At 45.2% G+C, this 18,515-nt stretch carries 15 protein-coding genes; 5 read left to right on the top strand and 10 right to left on the bottom strand.

The window, feature by feature from the left end; genetic code table 11:
* Positions 1-11: 11 nt before the first annotated feature.
* The 5 genes from IPP77_05785 to IPP77_05765 form a co-directional block, all read right to left on the bottom strand.
* Positions 12-3,107 carry a gliding motility-associated C-terminal domain-containing protein gene (locus IPP77_05785; GenBank protein MBL0309188.1) on the bottom strand — a complete coding sequence of 1,032 codons (3,096 nt, stop codon included), beginning with the start codon at positions 3,105-3,107 and terminating at the stop codon, positions 12-14.
* A gap of 101 nt (positions 3,108-3,208) precedes the next feature.
* Positions 3,209-4,669: a glycosyltransferase family 39 protein gene (locus IPP77_05780; GenBank protein ID MBL0309187.1), complete on the bottom strand. Its 1,461-nt coding sequence runs from the start codon at positions 4,667-4,669 to the stop codon at positions 3,209-3,211.
* 68 nt (positions 4,670-4,737) lie between these two features.
* Entirely contained in the window at positions 4,738-5,646 is a 909-nt protein-coding gene (gene gldA, locus IPP77_05775) for a gliding motility-associated ABC transporter ATP-binding subunit GldA (GenBank protein MBL0309186.1), read from the bottom strand.
* A 10-nt stretch (positions 5,647-5,656) separates the two neighbouring features.
* Positions 5,657-6,031: a hypothetical protein gene (locus tag IPP77_05770; GenBank protein MBL0309185.1), complete on the bottom strand. Its 375-nt coding sequence runs from the start codon at positions 6,029-6,031 to the stop codon at positions 5,657-5,659.
* Positions 6,032-6,114: 83 nt separating this feature from the next.
* Positions 6,115-7,449, bottom strand: coding sequence for a hypothetical protein (locus IPP77_05765; protein ID MBL0309184.1), 1,335 nt, complete (start codon positions 7,447-7,449; stop codon positions 6,115-6,117).
* 57 nt (positions 7,450-7,506) lie between these two features.
* On the opposite strand from IPP77_05765, the gene IPP77_05760 reads away from it, so the two are divergent.
* From IPP77_05760 to IPP77_05750, 3 genes are all read left to right on the top strand, one after another.
* Positions 7,507-9,111 carry a glycine--tRNA ligase gene (locus IPP77_05760; GenBank protein ID MBL0309183.1) on the top strand — a complete coding sequence of 535 codons (1,605 nt, stop codon included), beginning with the start codon at positions 7,507-7,509 and terminating at the stop codon, positions 9,109-9,111.
* Between the two features lie 170 nt (positions 9,112-9,281).
* Complete coding sequence (locus tag IPP77_05755; GenBank protein ID MBL0309182.1) at positions 9,282-9,770, top strand: T9SS type A sorting domain-containing protein; 489 nt, start codon at positions 9,282-9,284, stop codon at positions 9,768-9,770.
* 5 nt (positions 9,771-9,775) lie between these two features.
* A complete protein-coding gene (locus IPP77_05750) occupies positions 9,776-10,654 on the top strand; it encodes a hypothetical protein (GenBank protein MBL0309181.1) in 879 nt (292 codons plus the stop codon).
* 179 nt (positions 10,655-10,833) lie between these two features.
* On the opposite strand, the gene IPP77_05745 is transcribed toward IPP77_05750, so the two are convergent.
* The 3 genes from IPP77_05745 to IPP77_05735 all read right to left on the bottom strand — a co-directional run bounded on the left by IPP77_05745 (position 10,834) and on the right by IPP77_05735 (position 14,579).
* Positions 10,834-12,144 (bottom strand): cellulase family glycosylhydrolase, encoded by a 1,311-nt coding sequence (locus tag IPP77_05745; GenBank protein MBL0309180.1) that lies wholly within the window; start codon positions 12,142-12,144, stop codon positions 10,834-10,836.
* 440 nt (positions 12,145-12,584) lie between these two features.
* Positions 12,585-13,055 carry a hypothetical protein gene (locus IPP77_05740; GenBank protein ID MBL0309179.1) on the bottom strand — a complete coding sequence of 157 codons (471 nt, stop codon included), beginning with the start codon at positions 13,053-13,055 and terminating at the stop codon, positions 12,585-12,587.
* Positions 13,056-13,091: 36 nt separating this feature from the next.
* Positions 13,092-14,579, bottom strand: coding sequence for a restriction endonuclease (locus IPP77_05735; protein MBL0309178.1), 1,488 nt, complete (start codon positions 14,577-14,579; stop codon positions 13,092-13,094).
* A 186-nt stretch (positions 14,580-14,765) separates the two neighbouring features.
* Here IPP77_05735 and IPP77_05730 point away from each other — a divergent pair, with 186 nt between their 5' ends.
* Together IPP77_05730 and IPP77_05725 are read left to right on the top strand one after the other, a co-directional pair.
* Complete coding sequence (locus IPP77_05730) at positions 14,766-15,191, top strand: LytTR family transcriptional regulator (protein ID MBL0309177.1); 426 nt, start codon at positions 14,766-14,768, stop codon at positions 15,189-15,191.
* 93 nt (positions 15,192-15,284) lie between these two features.
* The gene (locus IPP77_05725) at positions 15,285-15,947 is read left to right on the top strand and encodes a hypothetical protein (GenBank protein ID MBL0309176.1); all 663 of its coding nucleotides are present in this window, start codon (positions 15,285-15,287) and stop codon (positions 15,945-15,947) included.
* An 817-nt stretch (positions 15,948-16,764) separates the two neighbouring features.
* Here the strand turns inward: IPP77_05725 and IPP77_05720 are convergent.
* Positions 16,765-17,361 carry a bifunctional phosphoribosyl-AMP cyclohydrolase/phosphoribosyl-ATP diphosphatase HisIE gene (locus IPP77_05720; GenBank protein ID MBL0309175.1) on the bottom strand — a complete coding sequence of 199 codons (597 nt, stop codon included), beginning with the start codon at positions 17,359-17,361 and terminating at the stop codon, positions 16,765-16,767.
* Between the two features lie 104 nt (positions 17,362-17,465).
* Positions 17,466-18,329, bottom strand: a complete 864-nt coding sequence (gene hisF / locus IPP77_05715; protein ID MBL0309174.1) for an imidazole glycerol phosphate synthase subunit HisF — start codon at positions 18,327-18,329, stop codon at positions 17,466-17,468.
* Between the last annotated feature and the right edge of the window lie 186 nt (positions 18,330-18,515).

Below are 18,515 nucleotides of genomic sequence, written 5' to 3'. Positions count from 1 at the left end.
GCAATCGGCGCTTAGCGAAGAATCGTAACGCTTCCTTTATATAATTTCTCGGTATAGCCGTCCACAAAAATTACTTTGAACTGGTAAACATATACACCGGGGTTTTGCACCACGCCTTTGAACTTTCCATCCCACCGGAAGTTGATGTCGTTTGATTCAAAAACTTTTTCGCCGGTACGGTTGAAGACTTCTACATCCAAATATTTTACACCGGATTTGTTTCCGAAGTATTCAAAAAAATCGTTTACTCCATCATTGTTTGGAGTGAACACATTGGGAATGAAAATATCGTAGTTGGCCGTGACCGTTACCGGTAGTTTAATTGTAGCCTCACAATCCAGTTGATGTGGGTGCGCCACTGCGCGAATAGAATATTCGAGGCTGTTATAGGTGCCGACATTGGCGTTGGGGCAGGTAGGGCAATCGGTGCCGCTTTCGGGCGACCAGGAATAGATAACGTTCGGCGCAAAGTTGCTGATGATTTGGACCGCACGGCTTTCACCCAAATTCATTTGGATAGAATCGGGAATGATGGAAAGGATATGCGGTGGGGGTTCGTTGATGTTGGTGGCTGTTTGCAAAGAACATCCTCCTGCGTCGTTGATGGTGATGGAATAATTTCCGGGAGGTAGATTGTTGAAATTTCCGGAAGAAGAAGGGGCATTGTTATTGAGCACATATTCGAATGGTGGCACTCCGCCGGTAGCAACTATGGAGATAGCGCCGTCGTTGTAGCCATAACAGTTAACAGAATCGGCCACGATACTTTGAATGCTGATTAGCGGCGGCTCGTTGACGGTCAGTTGCTGAGATACCGCACAATTATTTCCGTCAGAAAAAATGATGGTATAGTTTCCTACACCGAGGCCGGTGAAGGATCCGGTGGTGTTGGTAGATATAGTATTCCCATTCTGAAGTAGAGAATAGGTATAGGTTGGAATTCCTCCCACACCGGTGGCGGTGATTGTGCCGTCGAGGTTTCCGGAACAAAGAACATTCGTTGATTGCGTTTGAATGTTTAATGCAGGTGGTTCAATGACGATAAATGAATTGGATAGGGTGCATCCGTTATTGTCGGTGATAGTTACATCATAAGTACCCATTTTTAGATTCTGGGCGGCGGCGGTGGTGCTAACAGATGGCTGCCAGGAATAGGTGTAGGGCGCTGTTCCGTTAGATACGATTAGCGCAATAGAGCCTTGTGCGCTGTCATGGCACAAGACATTATCAACGGTGGAGGTAGAAGAAAGTTTGGTGGGTTCATTAATAACAACCGTTGTGGTGGCCGTGCAAAGGCTGTCGTCGGTGGCGGTCACCACATAATTTCCGGCGGATAGGTTTGAAGCCGCCGTATCATTTTGGATGGGGTTTGTATTCCATGAATATATATAAGGTGCATTGCCGCCTGAGGCAGAGGCAGTTGCCCTACCGGTATGACCGCCAAAGCAGACGTTGTCGGTTTTGGAGGTGATGGAGATATTCAATTGGGAAGGTTCGCTGACCACAGATGAAACAAGGGTTGTGCACTGGTTGTTGTCGGTAATAGTTACCGTATAGCTGCCGGCACCGAGATTGGAAATAGTTTGAAACGATTGGGGAGGATTTGTATTCCAGGAATAGGTGTAGGGCGGTGTGCCGCCGCTCATGAGCGCGGTAATCTGTCCATTGTTTCCGTTATAGCAGGATACGTTTTTTATAACCGGATCCATGACCGCAGGCGGTGGCGCGCTGATGACCGCACTGGCCGTGGCTATGCAGCCTGTCGAATCGGTGACACTCACTGTATAAGTGCCCGCAGAAAGATTTGATATGGAATCGCCTGTCGAGACCGGTATGGTATTCCATTGATAGGAATAAGGAGGGATACCCAGGTTTGCATTAGCCTTGAGCACCGCATTGTTATCGCCGATACATTGCAAAGCAAAGCCTCCGCTGCCGGAGCGGATGTTAGCCGTAACGAGCAATCCCTGCGGAATTAATACTTGTTTATGAAGCGTATCGGGACAACCATACGAGGATTCGGCAATTAAGGTGACATCATAGCTGCCTGCAGCGGGAAAAGAGAAGGTAGCCGCTGGCTGGGTGGAGATAATCGAATCATTAATAATCCATTTCCAGCCGGTGACCTGCGCACCGGTGGCCGATATGGTAGAGGAATCAGAGAACACCACCTGATTGTTTCCGCAGACAGTGTTGATGCTGTAGTTGGCCTCGACCGGTGGGTTTTGAAGGAATATGTATTTCAAAGTAGAGGTACAAGTAACCCCTTGGAAAGGAACACATACCACAGTAATAGAGTCGCCGGGAACCGGATTAGTGACCGTAATGGCTTGAGCAGATTCTCCGGTGGACCATTGATAAAACTGAAAACCAGGTGGAGCGGTGAGGTCGGCAATAGGGTCGCCGGGGCAATAGTTGGTAAATATTCGGAGGGGCGCACAAGAGGCATCAATATATGCATAGCCGTAATGGCCACCCAAATCACAATCGCCGGTAGAAAACTCCACCGTGATATTTTGTCCTATATATGAGGACAAATCCACCGCAACAAATGACCAGTTCTTCCAAACTATGCTCCCCGTGCGTTGAAAGCCGGGGATGTTGCCACTGGCAACTACGTTATAAAAGCCACAGGGAATGGTAGCGCCATCTGTATCCATCACATTTACCTGAAAGCGCGGTTGCTGGGCCGGAGTGTGGCTGGGGTCTTCGAGTATTACCGCATATTGATAGGTGAAATTGGGATTGGCAGCAGTTACGTTAAGGGTATAAGTTAAACGCTCGGCTTGTGCTCCTATAGAAGAATTTCCGAGGCGAACAGAATAGGTGCCTCCATAAGGCGATACGACGGGAATCTGCGGGATGACCGGATCATTACCTGCCCCGGTCATAATGGTGTGGCGGGTAGAAACAAAACCGACTGTATCGGCGGTAATGGGACAACAAACGCCTGTATATCCTGTCCAGTTTGCAAAAGTGCCGCTTTCAAAGTCAACGTTGTTGCAATTTACTTGTGCAGAGACGGTGTTGGGTAAAATCAACGAAGCGAATCCGATTAGAAAACAATAAAACAGCTTTGCTTTGATACGCATAGTTATGATAAACATAAAGCTATTTTTCCCATGTAATAGCGTGAATGAAATTAGCAATCATAAAGGTTCTCCATAATATTGAGTTTATCTAGGTGCCTCGCGTTGTTTATATCCGGTTAATTTATTTTCCTTTTGTGAAAATTATCAGCACTTGCTAATTGATACAAATCAAATTTGTTTCCGCTATAAATTTTTATAAAGTCTTGTGAGGGCACCTTATCTGATTTTCCGGAGTAAGTAATATAATAGTTGGTTTCTATTTCCGAATCTGGCATACATATCTTGATCTTATAAAGACGAGATAAATAGGAAAAGAGATGCCATTCGCTGTTTAATTCCCACGGTCCTCGCAGAATAGCACCATCGCCGGTTAAAGTTTGCATCTCCGCTAGGTCATTTAATAGCGCCTTGTCTCTTGAATAAATCCCTCGGTTGTTAATGCAAAGAACAATACACAATATGATGATGCTAGCAGATAGAAATTTTGTGGCGCTTAGTATTTTATACCTAAGAGGATACCTGTCAAATAAGTCCATTGATTTTTTTAACGCAGGAAGCAGAAGCAGTGAAAACCCTAAAGAAAAAATACTCAGAGAAGGCAGCAGATAGAATTTGCTTTGCTTCGTACTCATCATGATAGGTATAGAAGCGGTTAGGCCTATCAACAAAAAGGAAAGACCGATTAGGTTCTTGTCGTTTCGAGACAGCAGGCTATCATCCTTTTTAATCGCGGTGTATAAAACCACGATAATTACTGCCCCGAATATTGGAAGCAAAGCCAATAGAAGTTGCAAGATGATTTCAAAAGAAATTCCTCCGTTTTGATGATTCAAGGCCGGCCTTAATTGCACGTCTAAATATTGATGTAAAAAAGTTTGCGGAGCCTCCATTGAAAACACCACCACAAAGACCAAAAAGAATACGAAGGCTTGAACGAAAGTGAAGTAGAAAAATCTTTGTCGGATAATATTTTTGTTCATTAACATAAACACCAAAGGCGCCGCTAGGGGGAAAAGGCCTACGGGGCCTTTTGATAATAGAGCAAGAAAAATCAAGATCCCTCCGGCAACGGCGTATTGTATTTGCTGATTTCGCAGATACAGTAACCAGACCACGATGGAAGAGGTGGTGAAAATGGACATGGAGTTTTCCATCAGATTATTGGAATAGCACCAGCCGGTCAAAGGAGAAGCGAGCCAAAGCAAACAAGGAAACCATCCATATTTTCCGCGCTCATCGTTCTTATCGAAACAGAGCTTCCATGCCCACGCGATTAAGGCCATTTGTATGAAGCCGCAAATCAGAGAGTATATCTTTTCAATAAAAAAATAATTGCCAAAACATTTATAAAGCACGGATAAGATATAGATACTTAGCGGAGCCGAACCCCATGCTGAGGGATTGCCTATATAGTTGGATTTAGGCGCCCAGAACGACGCAGTGCCTTCTGCAAGGTTCACCGCATAGAGCGCATTGCACACTCCATCTAAAAACATGCCTTTTGCCAATAGAAAAGGGAGCCAGTATAAACAAGAAATTGCGATGACTAACCACCACCCAACACTAATGTTTCTCAAAATGCTTTAAATTATGAATAGAGAAAACTGCTAAACGAAGCTAAGTAATTGAATATGCCGACCGGTATCTACTGCGTCAATTCTTTAAACACATCCTCCAGAGAAAATTCTTCTTTGTTCAAGTGCAATAAGGTCAGATTTTTTTCTTTAGCAAAATTGAAAACGCTTTCTCGGACATCTTCTTTCCCCGAGGAAACAAGATTCCATCTTCCATCGTTTGATTTTGTTAGGGACTTGACGCCCTTTATCATGCCCAACATTGCTTTGTCAACAGGCTGTTTGAATTCAACCGTAACAATTGTTTCGTTGCGCAGTCGGCTCTGAAGGTTACTGGTTAAATCATCTGCGACAATCTTTCCCTTGCTGATAATAATCACCCGGTCGGCGATTGCCTGTACCTCCTGCATGATATGAGAAGAGAAAATGACCGTCTTGTTCTGCCCCAGTTGTTTTATCAGCGACCTGATTTCGAGCAACTGATTCGGATCAAGACCGGAAGTAGGTTCATCGAGAATAAGAACCTCCGGATCGTGAAGCATGGCCTGCGCCAGCCCCACTCTTTGTTTATAGCCTTTGGACAATTGCCCCACTTTCTTTTTTCGTTCCGCTGTCAATCCGGTGACCTCAATCATCTCATCAATGCGTGTCTGTATTTTGCTGCCCATCTTATGAAGCCCACCCATGAACTCAAGATATTCACGCACATACATATCGTAGTAGAGCGGATTGTTTTCGGGCAGGTAACCAATCTTCTTTGTTACTTCTAAAGGCTCGAAGGAGGTATCATGTCCACAGACGCTGACTGTGCCTGATGTCTGCGGCACAAAACAAGTGATCATTTTCATTGTCGTGCTTTTCCCCGCACCGTTCGGTCCGAGAAAACCTAATACTTCGCCCTTCTTGGCTTCAAAGGAGATATTGTCCACTGCGCGTTGGGTTCCGTAAATTTTTGAAAGTTCGTTAATGATTACTGACATATTTCATTGGTTAAAATTTATACTTCCGACTATTCAATCCAAATTTCTTCTTTTCCTTCTTGCTGATACAAATACAACTCAGCTTCAAAGGGGTCGCTAACAAACGTACATTAGGTGGGATTTTCCCTACCATTCCACAAAACGAAACCTTCAATCCTTCCTTCTTATATTCATCGGGAAGTTGATTAGAAAAATATCTTCCGTTTGGGTTTTCATCTGGAATAATAATCCATGTTTGTTCAAATTCAAGCATGGTGACCTTTCCTTTCACCCCATTGATCTTCCGAATCCATTCAAAATTATCTTCCTGACTGAAAAGAGAGGTAAACAGAAATAGGCAGGCACCAATAATCACCCATTTATTCGCCGAACATATCCTAAACATAGACGCCAAAAATACAATCAATATTAAATTGACAGGTAAATACTAAGCATGGCAGAAGAATAAAGGCCTAACGCTAACGCTCTTTACTTCTTTCTAAACCACTTAGCATCCAATTCAAATTGAGTCCTCACCGTTAAGATATTATCCTTCAAATTACGGCTTATATCGGTAATTCCTGTTGACTCATTAATCACCCAATCGTAATACACCATCAACTTGAAAAAGTCCAATGGGCGGAACACATAACCCAAGCCCACCGTGTGATATTTTACATCAGCCGCGCTTACTTTAGAATCACTAATCGAATTTAGTTTCTGTCCTGCCAATTGAGTGTTCGGATCGAAAAAATCATACTTCACCACCAGCTCGTGCCACATAGAATGCCTTGCATCATGAATCGCCTGCACAAAGTAGGCATAAGCTCCACGAAATTTCCGATTATAAATATCATTACCGAGAACGGTAGGAGTGCCGCTGCCAAATGCCGTACCGGGCTGCTTGCCAAAAATATATTCCCCACGAAGTGTTGTGCTTCCCCATTTATATATCCCGCTAACCTGCAAATCAAAGCCAACATATTTCCGCTTGAAAAATCGCTTTCCCACACCGGTAGAATCCTCATGAGCCGTATATCGAGGTGGATTGCCACTACCGGCTGTATTCTCCAAAGAATAATACACCGGAGTACTTTGAAGAACCCGTCCGTTATAATATGAAGCCCCGCCAGAGAGTTTCAAGTGATCGTTCAAAAACAATTTATTTAAAACCACCTGTCCGATAAAGTCTTTACCCTTATCTATTTCATTAAAACCAAGTCCGGTGCCATTATAAAGCCCAGCGTTTATTTTGAAGAAACCCCATTTACTCGTTTTGGGTGGTTCAATCGTAGCCATAAAGCCCAAATCGCGTTCCTGAGGAAAAAGTGTCTGAGACATCCTGGCTCGATCGGGTGTTTCACGTATGCGCGATGAATAGATGATTTCATATCCAAACGGACGGTTCATCATGCCTCCGGTCAGGGAAAACCAGTGAATGAACGGATCATAAACCCTACCGAAATATTCAACAAGATTAAATCCTGCCTCGGAAAAATTTACTTGAACAGCGGTATATAAGAGACTCTGTCCCTTTTTATCAGCATGATTAAACTCTAGTTTCACTCGTCCTCTCCTTATCCGAAAGCGGTCAGACGATGCCACAGGGAAATCGCCGCCCGAATATGTCTTTGCTCCTGCCGTATCCGCATGCTGATATTGCATCTGAACATATCCCCAGAGATTAAACTTGTTGAGAATGTCGAGGGCGGTAACTTTCTTCTTTAAATCCGCCACATCCTTGCTCAGCGAGTCGGTTTGATTTTGAGCTGATAGCCCCGAGCAGACAAGCAGAAAACATACCAGTATAGATATTTTAATCATGAAATAATACGTTTAAAATTTCCCATCTTTAAGGTAAAAAGAAAGTCCACAAAGGTAATGATAATGCAAGCTAATTGTTATCGCAATTCTCAATTTGAACAATTGCTATTTTCGCCGCCTATGAGTCAAGTCAATACACAGAACCTTTTTCAGGAAATCATTTCGCACTGCAAAGAATATGGTTTCATCTTTCCATCTTCCGAAATCTATGATGGTCTCAGCGCTGTTTATGATTACGGCCCTTATGGAATCGAACTGAAAAAGAATATTCAGGAATACTGGTGGAAGAGCATGGTGCAGCTTAACGAAAACATCGTGGGTCTGGACGCTGCCATCTTCATGCACCATAAAACGTGGAAGGCCTCCGGTCACGTGGACGCTTTCAATGACCCATTGATTGACAATAAAGATTCCAAGAAACGCTATCGTGCAGACGTGCTGGTTGAAGATGCGATGGCCAAGATGGAGGAGAAGATTAATAAGGAAGTGGACAAGGCACAGAAAAAATTTGGCGACAGCTTCGATAAGGAGATGTTTCTGAAGACCAATCCAAATGTGCTGCGTGTAAAAGAAAAATTAAACGGAATTGAAACCCGCTTCAAAAAAGCACTAGACGACAATAACCTCGAAGATGTTCGTCAAATCATTATTGATTTAGAAATCGCCTGCCCAGTCAGCGGTACCCGCAACTGGACCGAAGTGCGACAGTTCAACCTCATGTTTTCTACCGAGGTAGGTTCTATTGCCGAAGAATCCTCTACCATTTACCTACGCCCCGAAACGGCACAAGGGATCTTCGTTAATTTCCTAAACGTACTCAACACCTCCCGTCAACGCATTCCTTTCGGCATTGCACAGGTGGGCAAAGCTTTTCGTAACGAAATCGTAGCGCGGCAGTTTATCTTCCGCACCCGTGAGTTTGAACAAATGGAAATGCAATTCTTCGTGCGTCCCGGCACCGAGATGCAATGGTACAACCATTGGAAAGAGTCGCGCATGAAGTGGCACCGCTCGCTTGGTTTCTCTGAAACGAACCTGAAGTTTTATGACCACCTCAAGTTGGCGCACTACGCCAACGCTGCCGTGGACATTCAATACAACTTTCCTTTTGGTTTCAAAGAAATCGAAGGCATCCATTCGCGCACCGACTTTGATTTGACACAACACCAAAATCTCTCTACCAAAAAGTTGCAATATTTTGATTCGGAATTGAATCAAAGCTATGTTCCTTATGTAGTGGAAACCTCTGTCGGTTTGAACCGCACCATCCTCGCTGTGCTGTGCAACGGTTATAAAAACGAAAAGCTGGAAGACGGCAGCGAGCGCACCGTACTCGCTCTTCCGCCTTTCCTCGCCCCGGTACAAATCGCCATTTTCCCCTTGGTCAAAAAAGACGGATTGCCCGAAAAGGCAGACGAAATCTTCAGCGACCTGCGTTGGGACTTTCGTTGTTTCTATGAAGAAAAAGATTCCATCGGCAAGCGATACCGCCGCCAAGACGCTATCGGCACGCCCTACTGCATCACCATAGACCATCAAACCTTAACCGACAATACCGTCACCCTCCGCGAGCGCGACAGCATGAAGCAAGAACGTATCTCGATTGACCAATTAAAATCTGTGGTAAACGAAAGAGTGGATTGGCGCAAGGGCTTGAGGTAAAATTATTGTGTGATAATTTTGCAGCGCTCGAATTTGACTTGAGAGCCTGTCTGTCTTCTTTGCATTGGATAATCTTCTGCTCAAACCATTTTAATTTGTGAAAAAGAACAGTTTGTCTTTCCGCTTATGTATCTACCTTTACAACATCAACAAAATAAAACAATCTGCTTATGAAAAACATTAAAATCCGATACCTACTGCTGATGTTGTGGTGTATCGCGCTGACCAAAGTGCAGGCTCAGCAATCAACCACGGCTGCCGGAGGCGATGCAACAAGCACCGGAGGCTCCATCAGCTATTCCATAGGACAGGTAGCCTACATTGCTGCCACCGGTGGAGGTGCTTCGCTAAGTCAGGGGGTGCAACAGCCTTACGAAATCTACACCCTAAGTGTAAAGGATGAAGCACCGTATATTAACCTGCTGCTGTCGGTCTATCCAAACCCGACAACCAACCTACTGACTTTGAAGGTCGAAAACAACGAAACGCAGAATTTATCCTACCGTCTTACTGACCTAAAGGGACAGGTTTTGGGAAATAGATCTGTTGAAGAAAGTGAAACGAACATTCCTGTTTCGCAATTTGCGGCAGGCATTTATTTTTTAACCGTATCTGAAAATCAAAAGGAAATCAAACAATTTAAAATCATCAAAAACTAAAAACCATGCGTAAACTATCTACCTTATTCCTATCCCTGATTCTATTGCATACTGCTTTCGCGCAAGCACCCCAAAAAATGAGCTATCAGGCCGTGGTGCGCAATGCCAGCAATAGTCTAGTAACCTCTGCCGCCGTCGGAATGCGCATCAGCATTTTGAAAAGCTCTGCCTCAGGCACCGCGGTTTATGTTGAAACCCAAACCCCCACCACCAACGCCAACGGACTCGCTAGTCTGGAAATTGGCACAGGAACGGTGGTCAGCGGAACTTTTGCAAACATAGACTGGTCCTCAGGATTATATTTTATCAAAACCGAAACAGACCCTGCCGGAGGCACTGCGTACTCCGTCACTGCTACCAGCCAGTTGATGAGTGTGCCTTATGCCCTCAATGCAAAAACCGCTGACAGACTGTCCAAGAGAAGCATTTCGCTAAACATCTACGGAGCCTACCTGCCGAGTGGCAACGCAACTTTTTCAAATGGCTTTGGAGCTAGTGCGGCTATCCAGTTCCCCGACGGTGTGAATTCTAGCTTCTTTCACAATTTTACTGTTCCTGCCGATTACAAAGCTGGAGATTCGATTGTGTTGCATTTTATCGTGAGCTCTACTGCAACCGGTACTATCTATTTTTCGCCCAATGCCATCAGCATAGCGCACGCGGGTGTCGGCTTTGTTCAGGGGGGAACAGCTGGTTCAGGGCTTACTATCAGTCCTATTAATATTACGACGGCCAATAAGCCCATCGAAGTCTTAGCATACATCCTCTCACCAGATCCCCCAACCAAGATTGCTCCCGGCGATGGAATTTCCTTCGGTTTCTATAGAGGAACAGACGCTAATACCGGCACCTTTAAGATTCATGCAATGAACATTACCTACTAATTCTATCCCGCCTGTGTGGTAGAAACGAAAACATTAAAAACCAAAAAGCCCTGACTCCTTGTCGGGGCTTTTTTATTTCCGTAAACTACAAAGGTCATAAAGCCTTTTGTTTTTGAAGTTCCAAAACAGCTACGAGTTGCAACCATCGCAAGGAACGTATGCAAAAAGCCTACAGAAGCCTAATACACCACCTTTCGAATTACCTTCTTGTTTTCAGATGCAATCAGGTAAATGCCCGACGGCAATGCGACTATCGTTGTTTCATCAGGCGGCAAAACACAAGACCGGACAACTCTCCCCGCCATATCGGTAATCGTGATCCGCTGAACGTCAGCCATCGTAGATTGAATCGTCAACGAGCCACTGGCGACCGGAGAAACCACGAAGCCTTCCTCCTGCCTGTAATCCAAAACACCGGTAGAAAGACACTGTTGATTATAGAGCATATAATAAGACCGCACCGCTTTATTTTTCAAACCATAATCCGGATGATTGACCACTTCATTTCCATAAGCAGACAAAGAACCGAACTGCCCATTAGTGCTCAACTGTCGCGCTGTACAATTATCGTGGCTCCATCCCCAACAAATCCACGGCATTTGAAAAGTTTCACAAAGATGAAACAGCGCACGATAATTTAAACCGTACTGACAAGGATTTGCATCATCCTGATAATTAGCCACCTCACCCAATATCACCGGAAAATTCAGCGCAGATGCCGCAGAAAGCAGCGCGGCCATTTGCAACGAATCATTTTGCGCATAAGAATACCAGTAAGCATGCGCGCTGAACATCAGATTATGCTTCGGGTCGGCATTTTGCAACGCGGCAGCCACCGAACCAATGAGCGAAATATCCGTGCCACAATCCGGTGCGTCAATCATCAAAGGAAAATTAAGCCCTCCGTTGCGCAAGCGGTTGACAATCGTACTGTACGTATTGATATAACTATTCACCGCTGCCGAAGGCACCGCCGCCCAACGATGATACAACACCTCGTTTGCAATGTTTACAATCAAATAGGCCTGATGCTTCTGCAAAATAGCCGCCACATCCGGCCCCGTGTACCAATCTGCCAGCGACACTAATTGGGCACTGTCATTCTGACAAGTCTGGTCATGCAACTCAAGAACAGGTATCATCCGCCGTTCAGCACAACGCGCCAACACGCTATCCAGATTTTCGTTCGTATAATAAGGCGCACTGCCATCGGCATACCACACCAACCGCACACAATTCGCCCCCGTCTTCTCTATTTCAACCGTCTCCTCACTACTCTGGTCATAGCCCCAATTATATGGCGCATAATTGATGCCTCGCAACAGCACCGTATCGCCACAAGGATCCAAAAGATATTTCCCCGACACATAAAACGTGCTTTGCCCCTGAAGAAAGCAGATAGCTATCAAGCAAAAGAAAAGAGCCGACAAAAATTTACCACCACCTGTCTTCATCCGACGAAGATGTAGATAATATGTATTGCGCCTCATTAAATTTTATCGCGCCACCAATCGCCTTCCCCCATTATCCCTAAACAACCTATTCCTAATCAATACCCAAACAAACACAATGCAAAAAATAATGGCGCGTCCCCCGCCTCGTTCCTCGGCGTCGGTCGGGCTTTACGTTCCAATCTTTTCTACTCGTATATTCTTAAAAGAAGAAAAGGATTTCCACTGCAATCTCTCGCGCAGCTCAGCGCTCATCAATATAGATTGTCCTTACAAGGTCTTTTCAAATCAAGAATACATTTCACGCGGAGCGCGCAGAGATGCAGAGTATGGAGTCTTTTTACTGTATTTTCTCTGTGTTCCCAGCTACGCTGCGCCCTCTGCGTGAAATAAAGTCAAAACCAAAGGTTTTAAAGACTTTTGTAGTCTTCGTCCACCTATTTAGTTTGGTGAGACGCCTACCGGTAGGGGAATTTCGATTATTTTTTGAGGATAAATTCCTCTTTGAATTCCAAATACTCGTGCCGATTTCTAAATAGAGATCTCAAAATATCGTCGGCAGTGATAGATGTAGATTGGTAGGCCATATCTCTCCTTGCTAAAGCAGCCAATTCTGCCCAATTCCATAAACGATAGCCAACTTTCAGTTGATTTTCTTCCCACTCAAAAAACTTTCGAATAATTTTATCATTTCCATACAACATTAAGTCCCTCTTTACATTCATTAGACGACTTAAAGTTTCATCCTCTGATATTGTCGTTAGCTTCTGTTGCTGCTTTACAATGTCAAAAAGCACCGCCAGTATTTCATTATAGGTATCAAATTTTTTTTCAGATAGTTTTGACTTAACATCTCTTAATTCATCATGTGATTTTTTTAAAAAAACGGTAATTAATACTACCAATATTGACAGTACTCCAATTAGCACTTGTAATGATGATTGAGACATATTTCTATTTTACTTTGTTGCTTCTGGATCTCTTCCCTAATTTCCCCAACTCTCCTTCCGCAACAAATCCTTCACCGTAATCGGTACAATTTCTATTTCGCCGTCTTTGTCGAGGCGCTTGATTTCTTTGATGGCATCGGAGGTGTAGTCGAAAGAGATGAAGTAGCCTTTGCGGCGGCCGTCGCGGCGGATGGCGGTTTCAAAGGCATCAATGTCGGGTCGGCCCGCTTTGTCTTTTTGTTTCACTTGGATGGGATAATAAATATCGCTGTCGCCAAACAAATCGGAGCCGGTTTTCTTCTGCTTTACTAAATCTACCGGATAAAGTTTTCCATCTATTCCATAATCACCCACTTTGATTTTGTTTGGAATGCCGCCGAGGGCAATGACCGCCCAGTTCTCAAACTCGAAGTGCGGAATCTGCCGCAGTTCTTCTTCGGTGTGTGGCAAGTCGGAAAGTTCAAAGTCTTTGCCTTCATCCAGTTTAAAAATATCCCAAAGTCTTTGCGCCATCACGCGGCAAGCGGTGGGCGAAATGTCTATGCCTATCCATTTTCTGTCCAGCTTTTGCGCTGCCACCAAAGTAGTGCCACATCCGCAAAAAGCATCTAACACTATATCGCCTTTGTTGCTGCTCGCTTCCAGTATTCTTTCCATCAGCGCAATGGGTTTTTGTGTAGGGTAGCCCAATGCTTCTTTCGATGCACCTTGCAGGTTTTGTATATCCGTCCAGACATTTGAAATCAATTGCCCTTTTTGTTCGTTCAAATATCTTTTGAAAGCCAGCCGCTTTTTAAAGTCAGGAACTCCTTTTTTATCTATCGGAAAATAAATTTTACCCTCTTCATCCAATTTCTTCATGGTTTCTTCGGAATATCTCCAACCTCTTTCTGGTGGTTCATATCCTTTATAGTAGTACCATCCATTTGACTTTCCGGTTTTCTTGTTTATTGCAGCCATTCCTCCACCTGCTGGTGCTGACATGTCACCCATCCGATATACTCCCTTCCCATCATTATCATCGAACCTGTAAAAGTTCTTGATGTAATCTTCATCGTAAGCAGTGTATTGAACATTAAAAGAAGTTTTATCTGATTTAGCATAATAGAAAATAGAATCGTTCACTACACCAAACTGACTCTTTGCATCATTGTGTGCATTGGTTCTTTGCCAAATAATATGATTGCGAAAATTATTTGCCCCAAATATTTCATCCAACATGAGGCGCACATAAGAGTCGGCGTGCCAGTCGCAATGGAAATAGAAACTGCCCGTCTTTTTCAACACGCGATAAAGTTGTTCGGCGCGGGGGCGCATGTAGTCTATGTAGGCTTGTGCATCGCCAAAGCGGTCGTTGAAGGCGCGCTTTTCGGCGGCATCGCCCCAAAACACTTCATAGTTTCGGTTGCTGTTGAAGGGCGGGTCTATATAAACAAGGTCAACAGATTCGTCGGGCACTTCTTGCAGCATCTTGAGGTTGTCGCCGCAATAGATGGTGTGGGGTTTCAGTTGGTGTTTTGCCATTGGGCGAATAAAAAGATTATTTGAGTAGTCGAGCTTTTCGATTTAAACATAGCGAATGTGGAATCCCGCCTCCTGGGTGTAGGCATAGCCCACACCCTTCCAAGCATCCAGCATATAGCTGAATAACCCCCACTTGACAATTTCCCTTTTCCGCTTTATCTTAGCAAGGCATACACAATTGTCATTTTGGTACACCAAAAACCCAATATCGCTATGGATGATTATTTCTTGCTACCTGTGCAGGGTTTCGAACGATCTGTTAGAATTTTTTACGACCAACTGGTGCTGGCCACCAAGCTGTCTAACTACATCCGGTATCACCACTTGGAGCAGGACGAAGGGAGCGGGTCTCCTAAATCCAGAGAATACTATGTGAAGCTGACCGTAAAGGACTGCCACCTGTTGAAGCTCCCCGAGTTTATGACCGTCAATCGCGGGGTGATTATCAACCGCAAACATGTGGTGGACTGCTATCAGGCGAAAACAGCCAGTAAACAACTACACCTCCTAATGTCCAACGGAATGACGGTGGCCGTTTCGAAGACACACATCAAAAAAGTGCGCGAAATTTATTTTCCGCACGGAAAAATAAAGGCCAAAATACCGGACTAAATCGCCGTTCATACCCACTTGGTGGCCATTCATCACCTTTTTCTGCCGCAATGCCCGCCGCATATACTTTTGCAGTTCTAAAACAAAAACTATATGAGCAAAGCAATCTTAAAAATGTATGGCAAGACCGCCACGGTGGTCATCGCCCTCTTCCGCGCCTGCATCGCAGCGATGACCGGCAATATTAATTTTTCAGTACCCCTTCCATCCTTGGCAGACTGGACTCTGGCCACCGATGCCTGGGAAGCAGCCGAAACGCTGGTAACCACTCTAAAGCATCAGTTGAGCATGGCGGTGGCCGACTCTAAACTGAAAAAGAAGGCAGCGATGGATATAGGCGTAAAAGTAACGGCATACGTTCAAAACGTGAGTGGTGGCGACCCGGCGATTATTGAAAGCGCTAACATGTTTATTCAGGACTTCAATGCTCCCGATGTTACGAGTCCGCCGCAGGCTCAGAATCTTTCTTTAACGCACAATGACTTGTTCGGACACATAGATGCGCATTGGGATGCCGTGCATCACTTCGGCCATATTTGGTACAACATGCGCTACACTTTCAATGACCCTTTTGGCACAGACCCCATCGTCTGGGTGCCGTTCGACCATGATGTTTCTTCTACTGCTATTGACCTTTCCAATCCGGCTCATGCAGGTCAGCGGGTTTGGGTACAGGTGCGGGCGGTAAATTCTGCGGGTGCAGGTCCCTGGAGCGCCGCCAATTCTATTATTATTGCTTTAGGAGCAACATCTTAAACCCCTTCAAAGGTTCATTTTATTCAAAAAACCCCGCTTTTTGCGGGGTTTTTGCGTTTTACGCTCTTAGCATAGACTCTTATTTTCAATTTTCGGGTCCTTGTCAGCCACCCAAGGGCCCTCATTTTCCAGAACAGGAACCTCATGCGCCAGTCAAGGGTCCTTGTCGCAATAAACAAGGGTCCTTATTCTCTGGATAAGGGTCCTTATGGCAGAGAGGAGAGCCCTTCGCTGCCAGAGAAGAACCCTCATCCGTCAGACAAGGGTCCTCATCGGAAAGAGAAGGGCCCTTGTGCCGTGCCGAAGGGCCCTTATTTTTGGGCTGTATTCGCGCAATAAATAGATATTGGTTGCGGGAAATGGATGGTAGCAGTAATGCATAAAAATCTCTGCAAACATCAAACCCAACTGAGCGTAGGCTGTGCCCATAAGTGTTCGAAAGCTTATATAAAGATGTGTGGCACTGATTCCTTGACCCGTAGGGTCAAAGCCTTTGGTAGAGAATTTACAGTCAACCAAGCCAAGCCCCATCGGGGCGACCGAATGTTTTGTATCGAACGTTCCGACGGAAATTGAATGAGTGGCTGTTTATTTACTACCAAACATATAGCTCCTACGGAGCTATAATGCACAGTCAGTATTTGTTTTGTGCTATTCAAAAACAAACGTCCTAAAGACTTTTGTTTTTATCTATAGAACTTGATGAAGAGCGCTGCACTGCGGCCGGGATAGAGGCGGCATCCTTTTTCATCCTTTAAAATATAAGCGAGTCGAAAAAGATATAGCCGAAAGCCCGTAAGCCGCCCAAATGATTTGCTTATTTCTTACGGCCTTCGAGCACGGTGATGACATCGGCCAGTCCATAGCCCTTTGCACGCAGCAGGATGAGGTAGTGGAACAACAAATCGGCGGCTTCGTTCAGAAACAAATCCGGATTGTCATCCTTGGCTTCGATGATGAGTTCGGTGGCTTCTTCGCCCACCTTCTGTGCAATCTTGTTGATGCCTTTGGAGAAAAGTTTTGCGGTGTATGAATCTTCCGGCGCTGCATTTTTGCGCGCGGCGATGGTGGCTTCCAGTTCGGCAAGGAAAGCAAGCGGAGGGGCGCTGTTCTTTTCATTCCAACAGGTATCGGTACCGGTGTGGCACACCGGTCCGTGGGGTTTTGCTTTTATAAGAAGCGTATCATGGTCGCAATCAATCAGGATGGAAACCACATCAAGAAAATTGCCGGACTCTTCACCCTTGGTCCACAAGCGGTTTTTGCTGCGGCTGAAAAAGGTGACGCGCTTTTCGGTCTGCGTTTTCTGAAAGGCTTCTTCGTTCATAAAGCCGAGCATGAGCACCGCACCGGTAGCAGCGTCCTGGATGATGGCGGGAACAAGTCCCGCGCCTTTGGTGAAATCAATTTTCATAGTCCGTTTTTCCTTTTTATAAATTATTATTTATCGCACGGAGACACAGAGATAACAGCCGAGAATTGTATTCTCCGTGCCTCTGTGCGAAATATCTTTTCATCCTAATAGCTTCGTATGACTAATCCTTTTTGTTTGAGATATGCTTTCAAATCGGGGATACTGATTTCTTTAAAGTGAAAAATGCTGGCAGCCAAAGCGGCATCGGCTTTGCCTTCGGTGAAGGTATCGAAAAAGTGCTGCATGGTTCCGGCGCCACCGGATGCAATGACCGGTATGTTGACGGTTTGAGAAAGTTGCCGCAAGGCATTGTTCGCAAATCCGTTCTTTGTTCCGTCGTGATTCATAGAGGTGAAAAGAATTTCACCGGCACCGCGTTGCTCGCCCTCCTTCGCCCACTCAAACAATTCTCTTTCGGTTTCCAGTCGCCCGCCGTTGAGAAATACTTTCCAAATTCCATTCACCTCTTTGGCATCTATCGCCAACACCAAACATTGATTGCCGAACCGGTCAGAGATTTCATTCAGCAGTTGCGGATGGCGCACCGCCTCGGAGTTGACCGAAACTTTATCGGCCCCGCTTTGCAACAAGGCATAGACATCATCCACCGAGGCAATTCCGCCGCCAACGGTGAAAGGAATGTTGATGTTCTGCGCCACGCGCTCTACCAGTTCAATCAAAGTTTTTCGGCGCTCGTGCGTGGCGGTGATGTCGAGGAACACGAGTTCGTCGGCTCCTTCGGCCGCATAAATTTTGGCAAGCTCCACCGGATCGCCCGCATCGCGCAGGTTGACAAAGTTGACCCCCTTGACCGTGCGCCCATCTTTGATGTCAAGGCAAGGGATGATACGTTTGGCAAGCCCTCCCAACCCTCCCCGAAGGGAAGGGCTTTGAAATGAAGAGAGTTGATCAAGCGAAATATTTCCCTCGTAAATTGCCTTGCCGACAATAGCGCCGTACAAACCCATTTCGTTCAGACGGATTAAATCATTCATCTCGCTAACGCCTCCGCTGGCAATCAGTTTTACTTCAGGAAAACGCAAAAGAATTTTTTGATAAAGATTGAAGGAGGGTCCCTGCAACATGCCATCTTTAGAAATGTCGGTGCAGATAACATACCGGATACCTTGCTGAATGTAATCTTCTAGGAAGTC

The organism is Bacteroidota bacterium (assembly GCA_016722375.1).
Lineage (GTDB): Bacteria > Bacteroidota > Bacteroidia > Chitinophagales > LD1 > Bog-950.
Note: the sequence above shows the minus strand (reverse complement) of the source record. Positions and strands in the feature narration are given on the sequence as shown.